This is a genomic window from Methylobacillus sp. MM3, from assembly GCF_001645185.1.
In the GTDB taxonomy this organism is placed as follows: Bacteria; Pseudomonadota; Gammaproteobacteria; order Burkholderiales; family Methylophilaceae; genus MM2.
The window spans coordinates 115,417-133,655 of the sequence record NZ_LXTQ01000001.1 but is presented as its reverse complement, the minus strand read 5'-3'; the positions used below and the strand labels follow the sequence as shown (position 1 = coordinate 133,655).

The 18,239-nt window shown below is 60.5% G+C and carries 14 protein-coding genes; 7 read left to right on the top strand and 7 right to left on the bottom strand.

The window, feature by feature from the left end; genetic code table 11:
* Window positions 1-52: 52 nt before the first annotated feature.
* Complete coding sequence (locus A7976_RS00635) at window positions 53-1,987, bottom strand: sigma-54-dependent Fis family transcriptional regulator (RefSeq protein ID WP_067105755.1); 1,935 nt, start codon at window positions 1,985-1,987, stop codon at window positions 53-55.
* Between the two features lie 183 nt (window positions 1,988-2,170).
* Between A7976_RS00635 and A7976_RS00630 the strand changes: the two genes are divergently transcribed.
* From A7976_RS00630 to A7976_RS00600, 7 genes are all read left to right on the top strand, one after another.
* Window positions 2,171-4,189: a methyl-accepting chemotaxis protein gene (locus A7976_RS00630; protein ID WP_067107190.1), complete on the top strand. Its 2,019-nt coding sequence runs from the start codon at window positions 2,171-2,173 to the stop codon at window positions 4,187-4,189.
* A 221-nt stretch (window positions 4,190-4,410) separates the two neighbouring features.
* The gene (adh, locus tag A7976_RS00625; RefSeq protein ID WP_067105753.1) at window positions 4,411-5,931 is read left to right on the top strand and encodes an aldehyde dehydrogenase; all 1,521 of its coding nucleotides are present in this window, start codon (window positions 4,411-4,413) and stop codon (window positions 5,929-5,931) included.
* Between the two features lie 51 nt (window positions 5,932-5,982).
* Window positions 5,983-6,348 (top strand): DUF779 domain-containing protein, encoded by a 366-nt coding sequence (locus A7976_RS00620; RefSeq protein WP_067105751.1) that lies wholly within the window; start codon window positions 5,983-5,985, stop codon window positions 6,346-6,348.
* A 310-nt stretch (window positions 6,349-6,658) separates the two neighbouring features.
* On the top strand, window positions 6,659-7,927 hold the full coding sequence (locus tag A7976_RS15250) for a glycosyltransferase family 1 protein (protein ID WP_067105749.1): 1,269 nt from the start codon (window positions 6,659-6,661) through the stop codon (window positions 7,925-7,927).
* Window positions 7,928-7,930: 3 nt separating this feature from the next.
* Complete coding sequence (gene glf, locus A7976_RS15245) at window positions 7,931-9,088, top strand: UDP-galactopyranose mutase (protein ID WP_067105747.1); 1,158 nt, start codon at window positions 7,931-7,933, stop codon at window positions 9,086-9,088.
* Between the two features lie 49 nt (window positions 9,089-9,137).
* The gene (locus A7976_RS00605; RefSeq protein ID WP_067105745.1) at window positions 9,138-10,319 is read left to right on the top strand and encodes a beta-galactosidase; all 1,182 of its coding nucleotides are present in this window, start codon (window positions 9,138-9,140) and stop codon (window positions 10,317-10,319) included.
* Window positions 10,316-12,088, top strand: a complete 1,773-nt coding sequence (locus A7976_RS00600) for an ABC transporter ATP-binding protein (RefSeq protein WP_082877903.1) — start codon at window positions 10,316-10,318, stop codon at window positions 12,086-12,088. The genes A7976_RS00605 and A7976_RS00600 overlap by 4 nt, the downstream gene beginning before the upstream one ends.
* 23 nt (window positions 12,089-12,111) lie before the next feature.
* On the opposite strand, the gene A7976_RS00595 is transcribed toward A7976_RS00600, so the two are convergent.
* The 6 genes from A7976_RS00595 to A7976_RS00570 form a co-directional block, all read right to left on the bottom strand.
* The gene (locus A7976_RS00595; protein WP_067105743.1) at window positions 12,112-12,876 is read right to left on the bottom strand and encodes a slipin family protein; all 765 of its coding nucleotides are present in this window, start codon (window positions 12,874-12,876) and stop codon (window positions 12,112-12,114) included.
* A 2-nt stretch (window positions 12,877-12,878) separates the two neighbouring features.
* Window positions 12,879-14,288 carry a nodulation protein NfeD gene (locus A7976_RS00590; protein WP_067105741.1) on the bottom strand — a complete coding sequence of 470 codons (1,410 nt, stop codon included), beginning with the start codon at window positions 14,286-14,288 and terminating at the stop codon, window positions 12,879-12,881.
* A 730-nt stretch (window positions 14,289-15,018) separates the two neighbouring features.
* Window positions 15,019-15,249 carry a hypothetical protein gene (locus A7976_RS00585; protein ID WP_067105739.1) on the bottom strand — a complete coding sequence of 77 codons (231 nt, stop codon included), beginning with the start codon at window positions 15,247-15,249 and terminating at the stop codon, window positions 15,019-15,021.
* Between the two features lie 17 nt (window positions 15,250-15,266).
* Window positions 15,267-16,382, bottom strand: a complete 1,116-nt coding sequence (ald, locus tag A7976_RS00580) for an alanine dehydrogenase (RefSeq protein WP_067105737.1) — start codon at window positions 16,380-16,382, stop codon at window positions 15,267-15,269.
* Window positions 16,383-16,548: 166 nt separating this feature from the next.
* The gene (locus A7976_RS00575; RefSeq protein WP_067105735.1) at window positions 16,549-17,892 is read right to left on the bottom strand and encodes a type II toxin-antitoxin system HipA family toxin; all 1,344 of its coding nucleotides are present in this window, start codon (window positions 17,890-17,892) and stop codon (window positions 16,549-16,551) included.
* Between the two features lies 1 nt (window position 17,893).
* On the bottom strand, window positions 17,894-18,235 hold the full coding sequence (locus tag A7976_RS00570) for a helix-turn-helix domain-containing protein (protein ID WP_067105733.1): 342 nt from the start codon (window positions 18,233-18,235) through the stop codon (window positions 17,894-17,896).
* Window positions 18,236-18,239 lie beyond the last annotated feature (4 nt).

Sequence of the window (18,239 nt, the reverse complement as noted above, 5' to 3'; positions counted from 1 at the left end):
TAAAGTCCGGCTTCGATTATCAGGGACGTCAGAATTACTTTTGGATCCGGAATCAGGCCAGGTTAAGGCGTTTCACCTTGCGGTAGAGAGTAGCTCGGCTGATGCCCAGTCTGCTGGCAGCGGTAGTAACATTTCCATTCTCGTCAGCCAGCGCCTGACGGATCAAATCAATTTCGGCCGCTTCGATATTCAAGATACCCGCGCGCGACGTCCTGCGTGTAGGAGTCGGATTGACGTGTTCGAGTTCCTCAATGAAATCCTCGGGCAAATGATGACGCGCGATAACGTGGTCGCCTTCAAGGAAGGCCAGCGCCGCGCGCAGCACGTTGCGCAGCTGGCGTACATTGCCGCGCCAGGGGTGGCGGGCGAACATGCTCTGCGTGTCGGGATGGAGTATGACGTGCTCTTCGTTTTCTTCGCTCAGGATGCGCTCGACCAATGCATGCAGGTCGCTGCGTTGCCGCAACGGCGGCAAGGGCACGCGCAGGCCGTTGAGGCGGTAATAGAGATCTTCGCGAAAATTGCCTTGTTCGACGTGCTCTCGCAGCTTGCGATTAGTAGCCGAGACCACGGCAATATCGACCGGCATGCCCTTGGCGCCGCCCAGAGGCACGATTTCACGTTCCTGCAGCACGCGCAACAGACGCGCCTGGAGTTGCATCGGCATTTCGCCGATCTCATCCAGAAACAGCGTGCCGCCACTGGCTTGCATGATCTTGCCCGGCACGCCGCTGCGCTTGGCGCCGGTAAAAGCGCCCTCCTCGTACCCGAACAGCTCGGCTTCAATCAGGCCTTCCGGAATCGAAGCGCAATTGATCGCCACGAACGGCCCTTTGCCGCGCTTGCCGGCGGCGTGGATGGCCTTGGCCAGCAACTCCTTGCCGGTGCCGGTCTCGCCCTCGATCAGGATGGGAATTTCTCGTCCCAGGACTTTTTTCACGCTGGAGATAACCTTGTGCATTTGCGCATCGCCAGTGTCCAGCGCCTCCAGCATTCCCGGATTGGGCAGATCTCCCTTCGCGGCCACTTTTGCCGCACGGGCGGGGCTGCTGACGGCTGCCATCGCCATGACGCCCGGTTCCACCTTCGTGTGCAGGCGATGTCCGCTGCGCATGGCCAGCGGTGTGCTGTGCGGCAACGCGGTTCGCGCGGCGTCGAGCAAAGCTTCCAGCGTCCCCTCGAACAGGTTCCGGAACTCCAGTCCGGCATGATCGGCGCCGTTCACGCCAAGCTGCATCATGCCGCTGCGATTGATCGCCTGCAGACGGCCCGAAGGCGAAAAAACCGCGATGCCTTCCCACAGGGTGCCGATGAATTCCGGGCGGGAATGAAAATGCAGCGTGACATCGCGCGCGAACTCGACGCCGAACAGCCGATTCTCGATCATCTGCGCCGACATGCGCACCAGGGCCATGGTGTGCGCCTGCGGCTGGCGGTAGTCACCCGAGACGTCCAGCACGCCTATGGCCTTGCCGTATGGATCGATGATGGGCGCGGCGGAACAGTTGAGAAAGGCGTTCTGGCTGAAGTAGTGCTCGGCGCCCATCACGAATACCGGCGCCTCCTCGACCAGCGCAGTGCCAATGGCATTGGTGCCGGTATTGCCCTCGCTCCATGTCACCCCCGGCTGCAAGGCCACGCGCTGCGCCTTGCCGATGAATTCCGGATTGCCCAGCACATGCAGGATAGTGCCGCTGGCATCGGTGAGTATCACCATGCTCTGCGTACCGAAAATCTGCGCGTGCAGGTTTTCCATCTCCGGCCGCGCCTGGTGCAGCAGACGGGAATTCTTCTCGCGGATTTCCTCGAGCGCCCGATTCACCATCGGCTCGATACTGGGATTGAGCTCGACCGAAAGGCCGGTGTTGGCGCAGCGCGACCAGGAGCGCTCGATCGGTTCGGGCAGGACGCCGTGCGGGACGCTGCCGCCATCCAGCAATTGATTGCGGGCATCGCGGATGCGCGCGTGATAGGTCGAGCGTGTCATGAGTTCAGATCGCAGCGTCTCGTTTAAGGACAATCGTTCGTCTCAATATGAGATTTGCATGATACGCCACGCCGTTGACCATTTGTAATGTTTTTATAAATCAATGACATCCAAAAAATTCTCACATGGCACGAATGATGCGAAAGCCGATTGAGCATACGTTTCGGAAAGAAAGATCACATCATGCGCTTCCCCGGCTTTTCAAAATCGGCTATCCAAGGCGTGCATACGCTGCAAACCAACTCCCGCGATCTGCCTGGCCAGATTGCGGAACTGCATTGCTCACCTGCCTTCATCAGCGGTTATGCCGCGCCCGGAGTCAATCTGGATGAAGTCGCTGCCGCCATTGCCCGCCGCTTTCCCGGCGCTGCCATGCTGTTGACCAGTACGGCAGGCGAGCTCTGCGGCAACGGCGACGGGCATTTGTACTGCGAGGCCGGAGACAACCGCGACCGGGTAGTACTGCAATTGTTCGAGCGTTCGCTGATCGGCCAGGCCGAAATCGTCGCGGTGCCGCTCGCCAGCGAAGATCTGCGCGCGGGACAACCCAGCATGGACTACGACCAGCGCCTGGCGCTCATCCGGCAGAACATCCGGGAGGCGCGCGTGGGCATGGATATCGACTACCACGATACCTTTGCCTACATTCTGTTCGACGGGCTATCGAATTCCGAATCGTTCTTCATGGAATCGCTGTATGACACTGGCCGCTTCCCTTGCCTGTTCGTCGGCGCCTCCGCGGGCGGCAAGCTCGATTTCAGCGGGACATGGATACACGACGGCAAGCGCAAGCTGATCAACCATGCGGTGATCGCTTTCCTGAAAATGGCGCCCGGCATCCGCTTCGGCGTGTTCAAGAGCCAGAACTTCGAGCCCGCCGGTGCGAGCTACCAGGTATTCAGCGCCTCGGTCGAAGGCCGCCACGTACGGCAGGTGATCAATGCCAGCGGACGCGTGGTATCCCTGATCGACGCCTTGTGCGAAACCCTGGCGTGCAACCGGAATCAGCTCCAGGGCAAGCTCGACAGCTACTCCTTCGCGATCAAGGTCAAGGACGAGCTGTTCGTGCGCTCGGTAGCCAGGCTCGACTTCGAGCACGATCGGGTGAACTTCTACTGCGATATCGGCGCCGGCGAGGAGTTGGTGCTGGTCAAGCGCACGCCTTTTGTCGCCACCACCGAACGGGATTTCCGCGCTTTCATGACTGGCAAGCCGGGCGCGCCGCTTGCCGGCATGCTCAACGACTGCATCCTGCGGCGGCTGTATAACGGCCGCGAACTGGCCGGGCTGGACAAGGTATTCAACAATAGCCAATTAGCCGGATTCTCGACCTTCGGCGAAATCCTCGGATTGAACCTCAACCAGACATTGACTGCCGTGTTCTTTTTCCGTGTGGGGCCGGGCGATAACTTCCGCGACGATTATGTCGACAATTTCGTCGGACATTACGGCGAGTTCAAGGCCTTCTTCCTGCGCCGCAGCCATGCCAAGCTGGCCGGCGTGTCGCGGGTGATGATGCAGCAGATTTCCGACTACAAGGTCGGTAACTTCGGCAGCCGCGTCAATCCGGACAACATCGACGCCAACCTGATCTCGGTGGTGCGCGACCTGAACGGCCTTGGCGAGATCATGATGGATGCCCAGACCCAGCGCGAAACGACCGCCGAACACCTGAAATCCTGCTCGAGCGATCTTTACGGCTCGGTCAATACCCTGACCCATAAGCTCTCGGAACAGCAGGACGCCATCCACCAGGCCGGCAAAACCATCGAAACCCTGGCCGGCCAAGCCCGTGACGTCGCCGGCAGCGCACACAACCTGGCCGAGGCCAGCCAGCGCATCCAGGGCGTCGTGGAAGTGATCCAGCAGATTTCTGATCAGACCAACCTGCTGGCGCTGAATGCCGCCATTGAAGCCGCGCGTGCCGGCGAACAGGGGCGCGGCTTCGCGGTGGTAGCCGACGAAGTGCGCCGCCTGGCGGAAAAATCGCGCGGCAGCGCCGATGAGATCGGCAGCGACATCTCGGCGCTGGCGCGAGAGATCGTTCTTGTGGCGGAAATGATAGAACGCCAATCGCAAGAGGTTTCCGGCATGACCGGCATGCTGGACGCCATCGAAAGCTACAGTACGCAGACCGCCGTTACCGCTGGGCATACGCGCGACGTGGCCGATACGCTGCAAAGCCTGACGGCCGAAAGCTGAGTTTGGTTCTTCACGCAAACTCCCGTCTCGCAATGAGACAGGAGTTTCGTCTCAACTTGAGACAGAATGCCGTATCCATGAAAATAAAATAACCATAAAAATATTTGTATTCAATAGCTTGAATCGAATGCAATATCCGGCACAGAAACTGCTCATGGTCATGCAAGTTAGCCGGCACAGGGCAAACTGCAATTGCATGCACAATTTTCTGAGGAGAAGTCATGATTTACGCATTTCCCGGTCAAGCTGGGGCCAAAATCCAGTACAAAGCCAAATACGATAATTTCATCGGCGGCAAATGGGTTCCCCCTGTCGAAGGACAATACTTCGACGTCATCACTCCGGTAACCGGCAAGCCTTACACGCAAGCTGCGCGTTCGGGCGCCGCAGACGTCGAGCTGGCACTCGATGCCGCGCACGCCATCGCCGACAAATGGGGCAAGACCGCGCCCGGCGAACGCTCCAACATCCTGCTCAAGATCGCAGACCGTCTCGAGGCCAACCTGGAGCTGCTGGCCTACGCGGAAACAGTGGACAACGGCAAGCCGATCCGCGAAACCCTGAATGCCGACGTTCCCTTGAGCATTGACCATTTCCGTTATTTCGCCGGCTGCCTGCGTTCGCAGGAAGGTTCGCTCAGCGAAATCGACGAAAACACCGTGGCCTATCACTACCATGAGCCGCTGGGCGTGGTCGGCCAGATCATTCCCTGGAACTTCCCGCTGCTGATGGCCGCATGGAAGCTCGCTCCCGCCATCGGCGCCGGCAATTGCGTCATCCTGAAACCCGCAGAATCCACCCCGATCAGCATCCTGATCATGGCGGAACTGATCGCCGACCTGCTGCCACCCGGTGTGCTCAACATCGTCAACGGTTTTGGTCGCGAAGTTGGCATGCCGCTGGCTACCAGCAAGCGCATCGCCAAGATCGCCTTCACCGGCTCGACCGCGACCGGACGTGTCATCGCGCAGGCCGCAGCCAATTCGCTGATCCCCGCGACGTTGGAGCTGGGCGGCAAATCGCCGAACATCTTCTTCGAAGACATCATGGCGGCCGACGACGATTTCCTCGACAAGTCGATTGAAGGTCTCGTGCTGTTCGCCTTCAATCAGGGCGAGGTGTGTACCTGCCCGTCCCGCGCGCTGATCCAGGAATCTATCTACGACAAATTCATCGAGCGCGTCATCCCGCGTGTCAAGGCGATCAAGCAGGGCAACCCGCTCGACACCGAAACCATGCTAGGCGCACAGGCTTCCGACCTGCAGATGGAAAAGATCCAGTCCTACCTGCAACTGGGTGTGGAGGAAGGCGCTTCCGTGCTGACCGGCGGCACCAAGGCCGAACTGGGGGGCGATCTCTCCAGCGGTTACTACATCAACCCGACCCTGTTCAAGGGCCACAACAAGATGCGCATTTTCCAGGAAGAAATCTTCGGCCCGGTGCTGGCCGTGACGACATTCAAGGACGAAGCCGAAGCGCTGGCGATTGCCAACGACACGCCCTACGGCCTCGGCGCCGGTGTGTGGAGCCGCGACGGCAACCGTGCCTACCGCATGGGCCGCGGCATCAAGGCCGGACGCGTCTGGACCAATTGCTACCATGCCTACCCGGCCCATGCTGCATTCGGCGGGTACAAGGAGTCCGGCATCGGCCGCGAAACCCACAAGATGATGCTCGACCACTACCAGCAAACCAAGAACCTGCTGGTGAGCTACAGCCCGAAGAAGCTGGGCTTCTTCTAATTTCCCGGCCTTCGTTTCCCCGCCTCCGGGCGGGGCTTTCGGAAAGATTGTATGGTTGAACGCGTCTCGGCTACGCCCGCAGCACTGGAACTGATCGCCACCCTGACCCGGCTGCACGGCCCGGTGATGTTCTTCCAGTCCGGCGGATGCTGCGAAAACAGCGTGCCTTTGTGTTATCCGGCGGGCGAATTCAAGACCAGCCCCAACGATGTTTACCTAGGCATGGTCGGCGGCGCGCCGTATTACATGAGCGGCCGCGAATTCGAGTTTTATCGGAACACGCATCTGATCGTGGATGCAGTGCAAGGGCGCGGCGGCACCTTTGCGCTGGATGGTCCGGATGGTACGACCTTCATCGGCCGATCCCGACTTTTCACGGACGAAGAACTCGTCTCGATCGCATCCGAAGTCCCCTAACCATCCGACTCTGTTGCAGGTTGGCCTCGGCAAGGCCGGCGCATTGCGCGGACTTGCCATTTTTTTGCCTGTTTCCCGGACATCCGATTACGCCTGCGGACCCCAAAACCGGGCCTGAAACGCAGCGCCGTTTCTTGTAGGAATTACATCCAATCTTGTGTAGGAATATTCCGAAGCTGTGTAATCACTGGAACTCGACCTTTTTGCTTTTCTCTACCTGAAGGTATCCCCTGCATCTGTCGGTCAAGAAAAACGGCCTCGCATACAGAGTCCGGCGGATTTCTTGTACGTTACTTTCAAGGAGCAAAATATGAGTTGGGCCGGTCCTTTCCAGTTTGAAATCGGCAAGACACGCAGTACAGGCAAGTTATCGGCGGGGAGCGGCTTCGCCGCATTGCCCGATTCGAATCGGCCGACGTTGCTATGCCTTTCCCACCTGCGCTGGAACTTCGTTTACCAGCGACCTCAGCACTTGATGAGCCGTTTTGCTCGCACCTACCAGGTGCTTTTTTTTGAGGAGCCCATCGCGACCGATGCGATCACTCCCTGGCTGGATATCAGCATGCCGGAACCCGGCGTGCGCGTGCTGGTGCCGCGCATTCCGGCCTCGCACATCGGCACGCGCGAAGGCGAGGCCGACCAGCGCAGGCTGCTGAACCGCTACCTCACCATTTCAGGCGCCGAACCCGTGTTGTGGTACTACACGCCAATGAGCCTGGCGTTTACCGACCATCTGGACGCGACCTTGATTGTTTACGACTGCATGGATGAGCTTTCCGCCTTTCGCGGCGCCCCGCCGGAACTGATCGAGCGCGAGCAGCGGCTGATGAAGCGCGCCGATCTCGTATTCACCGGCGGCGTCAGCCTGTACGAAGCCAAGAAGCGCCACCACGCCAACACCCACCCTTTCCCCAGCAGCGTCGATCTGGATCATTTCCGCACTGCCCGCAATATCGCGCAGGAGCCGGTTGATCAAGCACGCATCCCGCATCCCCGGCTGGGCTTCTATGGCGTCATCGACGAGCGGCTGGATATCGAACTGGTGGACGCCGTTGCCGCCGCCCGCCCGGACTGGCATATCGTGCTGGTCGGCCCGGTGGTCAAGATCGACCCGGCCACGCTTCCGCGCCGCCCCAACATCCATTATCTCGGCCCCAAGGTGTACGACGAACTGCCGCAGTACCTGGGCGGCTGGGACGTGGCGATCATGCCATTTGCGATCAACGAATCCACCCGTTTCATCAGCCCCACCAAGACGCCAGAGTACATGGCCGGCGGCCGCACGGTGGTTTCAACGCCCATCCGCGACGTGGTGCGCGCCTATGGCACAAGCGCTATCGTGCGCATTGCCCGCGATGTGAATGGCTTTGTCTCCGCCATCGAGGATGCGCTGGATGACATGCAAACGCCCGCCGCGGTCGCAGCAGTCGCGGATCACGAATTGCGCAACATGTCTTGGGACAACACCTGGGAGAACATGAACGCGCTGATGGACGAGGCCATAGCAACCACCGAAACGCTGGCTTATCAGGCCGCACTCGGCGCAGGGCGGCGAACCGCTCGCCGCGTACGGGCCTGAGTCATGGCAGACGCAGGTTTCGACTATCTGATCGTCGGCGCCGGCTTTGCCGGGAGCGTACTGGCGGAACGGCTTGCCGCCGGGCTGAACAAGCGCGTGCTGATCATCGACCGGCGGCCGCATATCGGCGGCAACGCCTACGATCATTACAACGACGAAGGCATCCTCATTCATCGCTACGGGCCGCATATCTTTCATACCAACGCGCAGCGCATCGTGGATTACCTGTCGCGCTTTACCCAGTGGCGGCCTTACGAGCATCGCGTGCTGGCGCATGTGGACGACAACCTGGTGCCGATTCCGATCAATCTCACGACGATCAACCGGCTGTACGGCTTGGGCCTGGATGAGGCCGGGGCAGCAGAGTTTCTTGCTGCGCGTGCCGAGCCGGTGGCGGATATCCGGACCTCGGAGGATGTCGTCATCAACCAGGTCGGGCGCGAACTGTACGAGAAATTCTTCCGCGGCTATACGCGCAAGCAATGGGGTCTGGACCCGTCGCAGCTCGATAAGTCCGTCACCTCGCGCGTGCCGACGCGGACGAATGCCGACGACCGCTACTTCCAGGATGAATTCCAGCGAATGCCGCTGCATGGTTATACGCGGATGTTCGAAAACATGCTCGACCATCCGAATATCAAGATCATGCTGAACGCGGATTTCGCCGAGATACGCAAGGAAATCAGTTATCGCCACTTGATCTACAGTGGACCCATCGATGAGTTTTTCGATTACCGCTATGGCAAGCTGCCTTACCGCTCGCTCGCTTTCCGGCATGAAACCGTGGATGTGCCGCAATTTCAGCCCGTCGGCGTGGTCAACTATCCGGATGAGGCGATTGCGTACACGCGCATCACCGAGTACAAGCATCTGACTGGACAAACCCACGCTCGCACAGCGCTGACCTATGAGTTTCCAAGTGCGGAAGGCGACCCCTACTACCCGGTGCCTCGCGCGGAGAACGCCGAGCTGTATCGCAAATACCAGGCGCTCGCCGAAGCGAGGCAAAACGTCACCTTTGTTGGAAGACTAGCCACCTATCGCTACTACAACATGGATCAGGTTGTCGGCCAGGCATTGGCTATTTTCAACAAGCTGGCCGAAGCCGAAACCGGGGTAGCGCCCCCTATCGAGCTGGCAAGAGCCGGATCCAGTTATTAACAAATAGCATTAAATTTATTTACCAAGATAATGTTTTAAAGGATTAATCATGAATAAATCGGACGCCTTCCAGAGTTTTGTACTGGGCGGTTTCGAATGCTCCTCCCATCGGCGCGCAGATGGCCGCCGCCTCGACCTGATCGCCGGCACCCAGCACGACCGCTGGGCCGCGAGCGACTATGCCCAACTGCGCGCGCACGGCATACGCACGATGCGCGACGGCATCCGCTGGCATCTGGTCGAGCCGACCCCCGGCAGTTACGACTGGTCGAGCTTTCTGCCCATGCTGCACGCCGCACGCGATGCCGGAGTACAGGTGATCTGGGATCTGTGCCACTATGGCTGGCCGGACGACATCGACATCTGGCGGCCTGAATTCGTGGATCGCTTTGCGCGCTACGCCGTCGAAGTCGCACGATTGATACGCGACGAAACCGGTGAAGTCCCGATCTACTGCCCGATCAATGAGGTATCTTTCTGGTCCTGGGCCGGCGGCGACAAGGGACACATTCACCCGCTGACCTACGGCCGGGGCTGGGAACTCAAGCACCAACTGATACGCGCCACCATCGCCGCCATCGAGCTGATCCGCAACATCGAGCCGCGCAGCCGCTTCATCACTGCCGAGCCCTTGATCAACGTAGTCGCGCACCCGGACCGCCCGCACGACAAGGATGAAGCCGAGGCCTACCGCCGGGCGCAATTCCAGACCTGCGACATGCTCACCGGCGAACTCTGGCCGGGGCTGGGCGGCCGTGCGGAATATCTCGACATCGTCGGCCTGAATTACTACGAGAAGAACCAATGGTATCTGGGCGGTGAAGGCCCCGAAGTCATCCATCCCGATTCGCCGCATTACCGGCCCTTGCACGATCTGCTGGGCGAGGTTTACCTGCGCTACGGCCGACCGATGCTGATTTCGGAAACCGGGGCCGAAGGCGACAAGCGCGGCCCGTGGCTGGAAGCCGTTTGCGATGAAGTGGACATGGCGCTGGCGGCACATATCCCCATCGAGGGCGTATGCCTCTATCCGGTGCTGGATTACCCCGGCTGGGACAACGACCGCCATTGCCCCACCGGCCTGCTCGGCTTGCCCGATATCAACGGCCATCGTCCGGTCTATGCCCCGATGGCTTCCGTGCTGCGCCGCTGGCAGCCGCACACCCGCGTCAGCAGCATGCGCATTGCGGCTGACGACCCGACGGACTCCGCATCGGCCCTGTCGCGATGACTCGCCCCGCAGGCTCGGGCACGCCCGGCCCGATTCCGGAGCGCGCCCTGCCCTTTTTGTTGCGCTACGTGCGCATGCGGCCGTGGCTGTTCGGCACGGTGTTCACCGTCATCGTCGGCGCGGCCGCATGCGCGGTGGGCGTGCAATATGCGATGAAACTGCTCATCGACGCGATGGATGCCGAAAACCGGCAGGCCGCGCTGGTCTGGGCGCCGCTCGCGCTGTTCATCGGACTGATCGCGATGGAAAACGTGCTGTGGCGGCTGGGCGGGGTGATCGGTTCCAAGGCTGTCATTGCCACCGGCGTCGATCTGCGGCTCGATCTCTTCGAGCATCTTACCGGCCACCCGATGCGCTACTTCAACCAGCATTTCTCGGGAGCGCTGGGCAACCGCGTCACCACTGCCGCAGCCGCGACCGGTGGCCTGTTCAGCACGCTGATCTGGAATATCGTGCCGCCGATTACCGATTTCCTCGGCGCCGTCATCGTGCTCAGCACGATCCGCTGGCCGATGGCGCTCGCGCTGATTGCCAGCGTGCTGCTGGTCGGCTGGCTGCTGATCGTCTTCGGCATCCGCGGCCGCCAGGTGCATCGCACCTATGCCGAACTCGCCTCCAAGGCGAGCGGCGAGTTGGTCGACGTGGTCAGCAACGTGTGGACGGTCAAAGCCTTCTCGGCCCGTGCGCGCGAACGGCAGCGGCTATCCGGCGAGCTCGGCGTCGAAGCCCGCGCCCAGCGCAAAAGCTGGATGTACATCGAAAAAGCGCGCCTGATCCATGATGTCTGTCTGGTGCTGATGGCAGGCGGCATGCTGGCCTGGGCGATTACGCTGTGGCGCGGCGGCAGCATCACCACCGGCGACGTCGTCATCGTCAGCGCGCTCACCTTCCGTATCCTGCATGGCTCGCGCGATCTTGCGCTGGCGCTGGTCGGCACCGCGCAGCAATTCGGCGTCATCAACGAAACCCTGCAAGTCATCGCCCAACCGCACGAAGTGCGCGACCCCGGCCACGCCGCAAAACTGCGCGCCGTGCTCGGCGCCATCCGTTTCGAAAACGTGAGCTATACCTACCCCGATGGCCGCGAGGTATTCGAAGGCTTTGATCTCGACATTCCCGCCGGTCAGCGCGTCGGCCTGGTCGGCCCGTCCGGCGCGGGCAAATCCACCCTTATCAGCCTCATCCAGCGCCTGGACGATGTGCAGGGCGGCCGCATCCTCATCGACGGCCAGCCGATCACCGAAGTCACGCAGGACAGCCTGCGCGCGCGCATCGCGGTCGTGCCGCAGGACATCGCGCTATTCCATCGCTCGGTGCTGGAAAACATCCGCTACGGCCGCCCCGACGCAACGGACGAAGAAGTCTACGGTGCCGCCCGCAACGCCTATTGCGACGAGTTCATCCGCGAACTGCCGCAAGGCTACGACACCATCGTCGGCGAGCGCGGCGTCCGGCTTTCCGGTGGCCAGCGGCAGCGGTTGGGCATCGCGCGGGCGTTTCTGAAGGATGCGCCCATCCTGATCCTGGACGAAGCGACATCCGCGCTGGACATGCAGTCGGAGCGCGATATCCAGATGGCGCTGGCCGATCTGATGCGCGGGCGCACGGTGGTTGCGATCGCGCACCGGCTATCGACCGTGGCGTCGTTCGACAGGGTGCTGGTGCTGGTGGATGGACGGGTTTACGAGGATGGACCGCCCGCCTTGCTCAGGAAGGAAGGCGGGCTGTTCAAGGATTTGTGGCGCTTGCAGGTCGAGGGCTTCGATTAAGACAGCGAATGCAAGTTGTAGCGCTAGCGTTCGGTATTTTTCCCCGCCACGGCTTTCAGGGCTGAAAGCAGGTCCATCGGCACCGGAAAAACGATGGTCGAGGATTTGTCCCCGGTGATAGCAGCCAGCGTCTGCAAATAGCGCAACTGAATCGCCTCCGGCTGACGCGCCAGCATCTGCGCGGCTTGCAGTAGTTTCTCCGAAGCCTGCAACTCACCTTCGGCATGGATCACCTTGGCGCGGCGTTCCCGCTCGGCTTCGGCCTGCTTGGCGATGGCGCGCACCATCGATTCGTCGATATCGACATGCTTGATTTCGACATTGGCCACCTTGATTCCCCACGCATCGGTTTGCGCGTCCAGCACCTGCTGGATATCCACGTTGAGGCGTTCGCGCTCGGCCAGCATCTCGTCCAGCTCATGCTTGCCCAGCACCGCCCGCAGCGTGGTCTGCGCAAGCTGGCTGGTCGCATTCAGGTATTGCTCGACCTGAATGATCGCCCGTTGCGGATCGACCACACGGAAATACACCACCGCATTCACTTTGACCGAAACATTGTCGCGCGAGATCACGTCCTGCGTCGGCACGTCGAGCACCCGGGTGCGCAGATCGACGCGCACCAATTGCTGGATGCCGGGAATCACCAGCACCAGCCCCGGCCCTTTGACCTTCCAGAACCGGCCAAGCAAAAACACGACGCCGCGCTCGTATTCGCGCAGGATGCGAAACGACGAGGCGATCAATGCGAGTACCAGGAATACAACGCCAATGAATCCGAATTGGAACATGACTATTCTCCTTTCGTATCTGCTTCCGACTCCGTAGCTTCGACTCGCAGCAGCAGGCCGTCGCGGGCCAGCACACGCACCTTCTGCCCGCTTCGCACCGGGCCGTTGGCATGCACGCGCCAGCTCTCGCCGCCCACCAGCGCCCAACCTTCGGTTTCCGCGTCGCCCAGCATCCGGCCGGTGCTGCCGATCAGCGCGCCGTCGCCGCTCACCACTTGCCGCCGACGCGCCTTGAGCGCCATGCCCCCAATCAGCGCCAGCATGATGGCGCTCGTCGTAGCGACAAGGACGATCAGCCCCAGCGGTATGCCGAAACCCGGCGACTCGGTGTCAATCAGGATCACCGCGCCGATGACAAAGGAAACCACACCGCCCATGCCGAGCACCCCGAAGCTGCCCACGAACACCTCGGCCACCATGAAAGCGATCCCCAGCAATATCAGCGCCAGCCCCGCGTAATTCACCGGCAGCATATGCAAGCCATACAGCGCCAGCAGCAGGCAGATGCCGCCCAGTACGCCGGGCACGGCAAAACCGGGCGACATGAACTCGAAAAACAGCCCGTAAACACCGATCAGCAACAGGATCAGGGCAATGCTGGGATCGGTGATGACCAGCAGCAGCCGGGTGCGCCAATCAGGCTCGTAATGGATCACCGGCGACGCTGCAGTTGCCAGGCGAATGCTCTGCCCCGCTACGGTGACCGCCACGCCATCGAGTTGCTGCAACAAACGCGGCAGGTCAGCAGCGACGTAATCGATCACCTTGAGTTTCAATGCATCATCGGCCGGCAGGCTCACCGCCTCACGCACCGCCTTCTCCGCCCAATCGACATTGCGCCCGCGCATCTGCGCCAGGCTGCGGATATAAGCGGCGGCATCGCTGACCTGTTTTTTGGTCATGGCCTGCCCCGGAATGTCTTCCTTCTCCTTTGCATCGTCGGATTTCTCAGGTTTGGATCCAGGCTTGGCCGGATCGGGCAGCCCGCCGATCTGCACCGGCGTGGCCGCGCCCAGGTTGGTGCCCGGCGCCATCGCGGCGATATGGCTGGCATAGAGGATGTAGGTTCCGGCACTGGCAGCACGCGCCCCACTCGGCGCAACATAAACCGCCACCGGCACCTTGGAGGCCAGCATCGCCTTGATGATCTGCCGCATCGAAACATCGAGCCCGCCTGGCGTATCCATTTGCAGCACGGCAAGCTGCGCCTGCTTCTCAGCCGCATGCGTCAGGCCGCGCACGACATAATCCGCTGTTGCCGGGCCGATGGCCCCTTCGATTTTCATGACTATGACGGGCTGCGCTGCGGCCAGCACCCAGCCAGAAATGAGCAACAGCAGGGCTAGCGCCAGTCGCCGCGTTATTGCGACATGGAAGTGGGATAGCTTACGCAGGGTTGAATCTGCATGCATCGCGGTAATCCCCGTGTCAGGTTGACCTTGATTCGATGCCTCGCGTGGAACCGATCCTTTTGGGATGAGTTCCAGTTGTTATGCTACGCCTGTTTTGGGGAAGGGGTTAGAGCGAGCTGCGGTGGCGACGATTCCGTACCGGCATAACGTTGGACGTAACAGGTGTACCGAAGCGCAGCATTTGGGTTTCCCGTCGACGAGTTTATTCGGCGTCCCTTGTTACTCTTTACCCCAACGCCACCTCGGGCGCTCGCCCTTAGTCCAGCAGATTGCGGCGAACAAAACGCAAAGCGCCCCGGTGTAAACCATGAAGACATTCTGGCCGTATCCAGGAAGTATTGTGACGGCTCCAGCCAGAGCGAGGCAAAGAAAGATAGCCAAAACAACCCAACCTTGCCATGCGGTCGGCAAGCCCCATCCCCAACCAAGTCCCGTTTTCGCAGGGAACCAGTACTGCTTTTTGCTAGATGTCATAGAAGTACCAAGGATTTCTGAGTATTAATAATTAGTCGGCATGCCGAATCGGAGTGGATCAATTAGCAGCCCAATGTTTGACACGAGCCACAGGAGGAAGAGTTAGGTCGCTTCAGTGAGACTTCCGAACTTTTTTCTGCGTGCTTAAATCTCTGTAGTGCCAAAGAATGATAATTCAAAGCTGTTATGTGAGGCGGGTATTTGCTAGCTTCTCAAAAGAAAAGTATCCCGCCTGTCGGGGCGAGACCCGACCTCCCTAATTTGATCCGTCAGGCATTTTCCGTTTCTGCACCGCCTCAACTATCATCGAGACAATCCACAACCCAGCCTTGAAGGTATTCACCACCGGAATCAGACTCCAGAAAATATTTCCTAGAATCTGCTTGCACAGCATGTTCTTGAAACAGGAGGTTTTATAGATGGTGGAGAGCGAGCAGATGCCCAGCGAAACAAAATAGATAATCAACAAGGGGTAATACGTTTGCATCCTCAAGAACCTTTCTCTTAGAAACCCAGCGCCTCTTCAGGCGTCACGAAATCATACCCCAACGCTTCAGCGACCGGCGCATGCGTGACCATGCCGCGATGCACGTTGAGGCCGTTAAGCAGATGACGATGCTGTTGCAAGGCGTCGAGGCCTTGATCCGCCAGCGCGATGATGTACGGCAGCGTGGCGTTGTTGAGCGCATAGGCGGAAGTGTTGGGCACCGCGCCGGGCATGTTGGCGACACAGTAGTGGATGACGCCCTCCTCCACGTAGACCGGATCGTCATGTGTGGTCGGCCGCGAGGTTTCGCAGCAGCCGCCCTGGTCGATGGCAACGTCCACGATCACCGCGCCGGGCTTCATGTTGCGCACCATGTCGCGGGTGATGAGCTTGGGTGCGGCGGCGCCGGCGAGCAGTACCGCGCCGATGACGAGGTCGGCCTCGGCACAGTGATGGGCAATCGCATCGTGCGTGGAGAAAACCGTATTGAGGCTGCGGCCGAAGCGCGCCCATAGGCGGCGCAGGGTTTCCAGGTTGCGATCCAGCACCCATACCTCGGCGCCCATGCCGACCGCGACTTCGATGGCGTGCGTGCCGACCACCCCGCCACCGATCACGACCACCTTGGCCGGCGCTACGCCCGGTACGCCGCCGAGCAATATGCCGCGCCCGCCGTGGGCTTTTTCCAGAAAATACGCGCCGGCCTGCACCGACAAGCGCCCTGCCACCTCAGACATCGGCGCCAGCAGCGGCAGGCTGCCATCGTCGGCCGTGACGGTTTCGTAGGCGATGCAGGTGGCACCGGAGGCAATGAGCTCGCGTGCCTGTTGAGGGTCGGGCGCGAGATGGAGGTAGGTAAATAGGATTTGCCCCGGGCGCAGCCAGGCACGCTCAATGGCCTGCGGCTCCTTGACCTTGACGATCAGTTCGGCGGCATCGAACACTGCGCGCGCCGTGGCAACGATGGTCGCACCCGCGCCCAGATAATCGTCATCCGACGCGCCTATGCCCGCTCCGGCCCCGGTCTCGACGATGACCTCATGCCTGCGCTCGGTCAGCTCGCGTACATTGGCCGGCACGATGCCGACGCGGTATTCGTGGATCTTGATTTCCCTGGGTACGCCGATACGCATATTCCCTCCGCCGGTTGGACAGCATTATTGTTGGGGCATTGCGACACCGATGCAAGACGCAGCGCGGTAATGACTGGATCGGACTTTGGATAAGTTATAAAGACCGCCCTTACAGGCCTACAAATCTCACCTTATTAGTCCGCAAGACGCGCGCCGGGCGCAAGCGCTATTCCTCCGCCTTTCGGATTTCACGCATCAAGGCCGGGCTCGCGATGTCTTCGAGTTCGCGGATCGCGGGAGCGACCTGGTCGATTACTCGCCCTGTAATGTGCCAACCTTCAAAATGCATGCGCCATTGCCGGATGATGCTCCAAACCTCGCGGATCACGCCAATGGCATCCGGCCGATCCAGCGTAAAGACAGCGTAACGGGAGAGCGCATTGTCCAGCGTGGCAAGTTTGCCTTGCGTTCCGATATCGAGATGCAGAAAGCGCTCGTAGGCAACACCGGGCCTGGGAACGACGTCGTACAGCGGGCTCAGCCGCCAGCCGGAAAGTCGCGGGTCGCGTACAAATCCGTGATTGCGCAGATGATCGTCGTCGTTGCTGACAAAGATATTGAAGACCATGCGTGCAAAGAGTTCGCGGGTATTCTGGCGGATAACGGAGGTATGCGCATAACGGCGCACGGCATGGGCAAGATCGGCGTAGCTTTTCGCAGGCGAGTCATATTCGTCGCAGCCCAGCATGGTAAGGCCGCTGACGAAAGGCAGCCGGTTCTCGGCCAGCATCTCGCCCGGTAATGTTTCGTGTAAAACGGTGGCGGGCGGCAAGTCTTCCGCGTTGCCCCAATAGCGGTCGAATCTGCGCACCAGCAATACGGCCCTGCCGCCAAGATTTTCGAGCCGGACGGCGGGCACGGAAATGCCGCAGAGCGCCGCGAGTTGCAAGGTCGCGTACTCCGCCGTCGGCACGTCGAAGGTGTCGCTGATACTGGGAAATTTTGCGAGCCACAGCAGTCCTTGATCGTCACGGACGGTAGCTTTGGGGCGCGCGCCGCCCGCGCCGGCGGTATCGCTCAGTAACGCGGTCAGTTGTGCGGGAATATTTTCGCCGCGCTCAACCCGCTCGGCAGCTTCGAGCAAATACCCCAAGGAATGTATCGTGCCGCCCCCAACGCTCTCCGGCGTGTCGAGCGCTGCGCGGACATCGAGGGCGCCCACGCGATTACTGCCGGCCTCCAGCAAATAGACGGATTCAGGGAGGCTATTCGCCGGCACACGATGTCGAGCCTCGATAAGACGGCGCCCCCAGGCATCCGGCGCGGCATCCCGGATACCGCCGAATTGAGCCAGCCGGTTGGCGGGAACGAGCTGTATACCCTTGATATCCCCTGCCAAAGACAAACTCACCGGATCAATTTCGAACCTCTTCTTGCGCTCCAGGTAGCGTGTGCCATAAGCAAAGCGAGAGGCTTCCACGCGCTGCGCGGTTTCGGTCAGTGCCAGCAGGCCGGCCGGGACGAATCCCTCCTCCATGCGGGCAAAAACATAGAGCTCGCGCAACGCCATGTCAGAAATCCAGCTTTTTCATCTGTGCCTCGGAAGGCAGTCTGACGCGGCGCACAGTTTCTTTTTCACGCAGCGCCTTCAGGGCCGGATCATTTTCCAGCAGGAGATCGAGCAGGCTGGTGCCCGGCGCAATCGCATCCACATAACGAAGTACTTGCCCGAGGCTGCGTCCGGGATCGCCCGCTTCGATACGGGTCGCAGTTGGTCTGGATATTCCGGCGCGTACCGCGGCATCCGCCTGCAAAACACCGCGTGCCTTGCGCAGGCGGGAAATGCGCTCGCCGAAAAGCTTCAGCTCTTGCAGTTGGTCATGCGTCAGGATAGTTGATTCATTGCATTTCATAGTA

What these genes read in the sequence shown, in the direction of transcription:
- A7976_RS00570 (WP_067105733.1), bottom strand. Translation starts at nt 18,235, where the DNA reads ATGAAATGCAATGAATCAACTATCCTGACGCATGACCAACTGCAAGAG.
- A7976_RS15250 (WP_067105749.1), top strand. Translation starts at nt 6,659, where the DNA reads ATGAGTTGGGCCGGTCCTTTCCAGTTTGAAATCGGCAAGACACGCAGT.
- A7976_RS00605 (WP_067105745.1), top strand. Translation starts at nt 9,138, where the DNA reads ATGAATAAATCGGACGCCTTCCAGAGTTTTGTACTGGGCGGTTTCGAA.
- A7976_RS00635 (WP_067105755.1), bottom strand. Translation starts at nt 1,987, where the DNA reads ATGACACGCTCGACCTATCACGCGCGCATCCGCGATGCCCGCAATCAA.
- glf (WP_067105747.1), top strand. Translation starts at nt 7,931, where the DNA reads ATGGCAGACGCAGGTTTCGACTATCTGATCGTCGGCGCCGGCTTTGCC.
- ald (WP_067105737.1), bottom strand. Translation starts at nt 16,382, where the DNA reads ATGCGTATCGGCGTACCCAGGGAAATCAAGATCCACGAATACCGCGTC.
- A7976_RS00595 (WP_067105743.1), bottom strand. Translation starts at nt 12,876, where the DNA reads ATGTTCCAATTCGGATTCATTGGCGTTGTATTCCTGGTACTCGCATTG.
- A7976_RS00575 (WP_067105735.1), bottom strand. Translation starts at nt 17,892, where the DNA reads ATGGCGTTGCGCGAGCTCTATGTTTTTGCCCGCATGGAGGAGGGATTC.
- adh (WP_067105753.1), top strand. Translation starts at nt 4,411, where the DNA reads ATGATTTACGCATTTCCCGGTCAAGCTGGGGCCAAAATCCAGTACAAA.
- A7976_RS00585 (WP_067105739.1), bottom strand. Translation starts at nt 15,249, where the DNA reads ATGCAAACGTATTACCCCTTGTTGATTATCTATTTTGTTTCGCTGGGC.
- A7976_RS00620 (WP_067105751.1), top strand. Translation starts at nt 5,983, where the DNA reads ATGGTTGAACGCGTCTCGGCTACGCCCGCAGCACTGGAACTGATCGCC.
- A7976_RS00600 (WP_082877903.1), top strand. Translation starts at nt 10,316, where the DNA reads ATGACTCGCCCCGCAGGCTCGGGCACGCCCGGCCCGATTCCGGAGCGC.
- A7976_RS00630 (WP_067107190.1), top strand. Translation starts at nt 2,171, where the DNA reads ATGCGCTTCCCCGGCTTTTCAAAATCGGCTATCCAAGGCGTGCATACG.
- A7976_RS00590 (WP_067105741.1), bottom strand. Translation starts at nt 14,288, where the DNA reads ATGCATGCAGATTCAACCCTGCGTAAGCTATCCCACTTCCATGTCGCA.